Here is a 3,945-nt window from a genome sequence, read left to right as displayed (position 1 = left end):
GCTGTTCATGGAAAGCGTAGCGCGGCAGTCCATGCAGTCCGGGGACATGGATTGCTTAACTGCGTTCGCAATGACGGACGAAAGTCGCAATGACGGTCACTTTTGCAATGACGGTTCTATTTGCTGCGATCAGGCAAAGTAAGCCGCCACAAAATCCTCAAAGGGCTCTTGCGGCGTCGCGTCCAGCTGCTGCTGCGCCGCGAGCGACTGCTGCACGCTGGCTTTGAATTTGGCCAGGGTTTCGGCTGGCAGGGCGGTGGCTTGCAGGCTTTGGGTGTGGCGCGTGGACATCGCAAAGGCAAAGTTGAAATAGCCGCCGTGCCGCTTGACGGCCTCGAGCACCTGGGCTGACGGCGTGCGCTCTGGCTCGTCGATGCGCAGGCGCAGCTCCTGCATGGCCGCCTGGTAGCGCTGGCCACCGTAGGCGCTGTCGAGCATGGCGGCAAACGGCGCCATGTCGTTAAACAATTCATGCGCCAGCGTGCGCAGTGGTTGCTCGTGGTTGTGCACCAGCAGTTGCAGGTCGGGCTGGCGGCCACGCGTGACCACGCGGTGTTTGTTTTCGTCGTTTTCGCCTTGCTCACGGCTGGTGATGGGCGGGCTGGCGCGAAACAGGCACATCAGCATCAGCACGTCGGCAAACAGGCTTTGCTCGGGCGCAATGCCGATGTCAATGAACGGGTTGAGGTCGAACAGCCGCATCTCCAGGTACTGCACGCCCAGCGTGCGCAGCGCCTTGGCCGGGCGCATGCCATCAGGAGCCACACGTTTGGGCCGCATGGGCGCATAAAACTCGGCCTCCAGTTGCAGCAGGCTGTCGCTGAGCTGCTTCCAGTGCGCGCCCTCACGCACGCCGAGCTCGGTGTAATAGGGGTCGGGTGTGCGGATGGCCGCTTCCAGCCCATCGGTGTACTCAGCCATCGAGTTGAAGTTGATGTTGAGCTGGTCTTGCGCGTGGTTCTGGTAGCCCAAGTCGCTCATGCGCAGGCTGGTGGCATAGGCGCCGTGCAGGGTGCCGGGCACCAGTTCGGTCAGGTCGCTGGGGTGGCCCTGCAAGAACGACTGGCACACCGCCGGCGAGGCGCCAAACAGGTAGGGCACCAGCCAGCCGTAGCGCAGGAAATTGCGGATCAGGCCAAAGCTGCGCTGGTCGATGAAGTCCTGCAAGTTGGCCGCGCCGCCGCAGCAGTCGCGCAGGCTGAGCCAGAAGGCTTGCGGCAGCGACCAGTTGTAGTGCGCCCCGGCAATGGTCTGCATGGCGCGGCCATAACGCAGCCCCAGGCCCTCGCGATAGACCATCTTGAAGCGCGCCGCGTTGGTGCTTCCGTAGTCGGCAATGGCAATGTCGGCGTCGGTGCCAATCTTGCACGGCATGGAGCCGGCCCAGAGCAACTCGCCTTCGAGCTGCTGGGCGCTGAAACGGTGAATGTCTTTTAAAAATTCCAGCGGAAAACCCGGCGCGCTCGACGGTGGCGTGATGAACTCCAGCAGCGCCTCGGCGTAGTCGGTGGTGATCCAGGGGTGGGTCAGTTTGGCGCCCAGCGCCCTTGGGTGCGGCGTTTTGGCGAGCTGGCCGGCGCGGTCAATGCGCAGGCATTCGCGCTCAAAACCGCGCTGGATGCCGCGCAGCAATTGGGCTTGGGGGGCTTCGGAAAACTGGCGGACTTCGTTGCAACAGGTAAATTTCAGCATGACTAAGGTTTTGTCGGATTCGCAGGCGCAGAGTATGGCAGTTTTGCCAAACGCCCGGCCGCGCCAGTGTCGCCCGGTCGTGGAACAATGCGCACATGTCTTACCTGCCTGCTTTCATCGCGCCCATGCGCTTTACCGACCCCAATGCGGCTTTGGCGCAGGTTCGGCTGATTTATGACAACAGCATTGCCCACCTGCGCCAGGCCATGCAGCGCTACGTGGCGGGCGAAGACCTGCCCGGCCATGCGCGCGCCTGCTACCCGTTTGTGCGCGTGCAGACCGACACCGTGACACGCCAGGCCTCCAGGGAATCAGCGCGTCTGAGCTATGGTTTTGTGGCCGGCCCAGGCCGCTTCGAGACCACCCTGACCCGGCCCGACCTGTTCGCCACCTATTATCTGGCGCAGTTTGCCCTGCTGCTCGACAACCATGGCGTTGCATTGGAGGTGGGCACCAGCAACCAACCGATTCCGGTGCATTTTTCCTTTGCCGAGCATGACCATGTGGAGGGCAGCCTGAGCCCGCAGCGCCGCCAGTTGATGCGTGACGTGTTTGACCTGCCCGACCTGGCCGCCATGGACGACGGCATTGCCAACGGCACCTTCGAGCCCAAGCCCGGCGAACCTCTGCCCTTGTCGCTCTTTACCGCGCCGCGGGTGGATTACTCGCTGCAGCGCCTGCGCCACTACACCGGCACCGGCCCAGAGCATTTCCAGAACTTTGTGCTGTTCACCAATTACCAGTTCTACATTGACGAATTCATCGCGCTGGGTCATGCGGCCATGCAGGACAGCGCCAGCGAATACATCGCCTTTATCGAGCCGGGCAACGTGGTCACGCAAAAAGTAGCCGTCGCTGCGCGTCTCGCGATGACGGCTCAAGGCAAAGCGCCGCCCCGCTTGCCGCAAATGCCTGCTTACCACCTGGTGCGAGCCGACGGCAGCGGCATCAGCATGGTCAACATTGGTGTCGGCCCGGCCAACGCCAAGACCATTACCGACCACATTGCCGTGCTGCGCCCGCACGCCTGGATCATGCTGGGCCACTGCGCCGGCCTGCGCAGCAGCCAGCAACTGGGCGACTACGTGCTGGCCCATGGCTATGTGCGCGAAGACCATGTGCTTGACGAAGAGCTGCCGTTGTGGGTGCCGATTCCGGCATTGGCCGAGGTGCAGGTGGCGCTTGCCACGGCGGTGTCGCAGGTGACGCAACTCAAGGGCCTGGCGCTCAAACACATCATGCGCACCGGTACCGTGGCCAGTACCGACAACCGCAACTGGGAGCTGCTGCCCGACAACGGCCCGCAGCGCCGTTTCAGTCAGAGCCGGGCGGTGGCACTCGACATGGAAAGCGCCACCATAGCCGCCAACGGTTTCCGCTTTCGCGTGCCCTACGGCACCCTGCTGTGCGTCAGCGACAAACCGCTGCACGGCGACATCAAGCTGCCCGGCATGGCCAACACCTTTTACCGCGAGCGCGTGGACCAGCACCTTCGCATCGGTATGCGCGCGCTGGAGTTGCTGCGCGAACAAGGCATCGACCAGCTCCACAGCCGCAAACTGCGCAGCTTCGCCGAGGTGGCGTTTCAGTAAAAAAATCAGTCATGTCCACCCTGTTGCACATAGAACGCCTGGACGCAGTGGTGCGCGCGCTGCTCAGTAGCGGTGCCACCAGCGTGCTTGACCTCGGTTGCGGGCCGGGCGAGCTGCTGCTGCGCCTGCGCGAACACCCGCAGTTTGTGCGACTGCTGGGCATCGACATCGACCAACGCGCGCTGGCTGATGCGCGATCTGCGCTTGGCCTGGACTGGCTGCACCCCGAGCCGCGCTTGAGTGTGCGCCTGGGCTCGTTTGAAGAAGTGGATGCCGGGCTGAAAGGCTTTGATGCCGCCGTGATGCTGGAGACCATCGAGCACATCGACCCCGGCCATCTGCCCCGGGTCGAGCGCGCGGTATTTGCCGGCATGCACCCGCGGCTGCTGTTGGTGACCACGCCGAATCAGGAATACAACGTGCTGCACGGCATGGCGGCAGGGTGCAAACGTCATCCGGGGCACCGCTTTGAGTGGACCCGTGCCCAGTTCCAGGATTGGGCCAATGGTGTGGCGCAGCGCCAAGGCTACAGCGTCAGTTTTTCAGACCTCGGCCCGCACGACCCGGTGCGCGGCAGCTCGACGCAGATGGCGAGTTTTGAAACCTGAGACCAACTGATGAGCCGTCATGGCGAATCTCATCGTCATTGCGAACGAAGTGA

The 3,945-nt window shown here is 63.2% G+C and carries 3 protein-coding genes; 2 read left to right on the top strand and 1 reads right to left on the bottom strand.

What is annotated here, in order from left to right; translation table 11 throughout:
* Window positions 1–129: 129 nt before the first annotated feature.
* The gene (gene gshA, locus IBX54_RS13225) at window positions 130–1,692 is read right to left on the bottom strand and encodes a glutamate--cysteine ligase (protein ID WP_296543123.1); all 1,563 of its coding nucleotides are present in this window, start codon (window positions 1,690–1,692) and stop codon (window positions 130–132) included.
* A gap of 95 nt (window positions 1,693–1,787) precedes the next feature.
* Here gshA and IBX54_RS13220 point away from each other — a divergent pair, with 95 nt between their 5' ends.
* Complete coding sequence (locus IBX54_RS13220; RefSeq protein ID WP_296543122.1) at window positions 1,788–3,284, top strand: AMP nucleosidase; 1,497 nt, start codon at window positions 1,788–1,790, stop codon at window positions 3,282–3,284.
* Between the two features lie 11 nt (window positions 3,285–3,295).
* On the top strand, window positions 3,296–3,892 hold the full coding sequence (locus IBX54_RS13215) for a methyltransferase domain-containing protein (protein ID WP_296543121.1): 597 nt from the start codon (window positions 3,296–3,298) through the stop codon (window positions 3,890–3,892).
* Window positions 3,893–3,945: the final 53 nt, after the last annotated feature.

This window comes from Rhodoferax sp., from assembly GCF_014859475.1.
Lineage (GTDB): Bacteria > Pseudomonadota > Gammaproteobacteria > Burkholderiales > Burkholderiaceae_C > Rhodoferax.
Note: the sequence above shows the minus strand (reverse complement) of the source record. Positions and strands in the feature narration are given on the sequence as shown.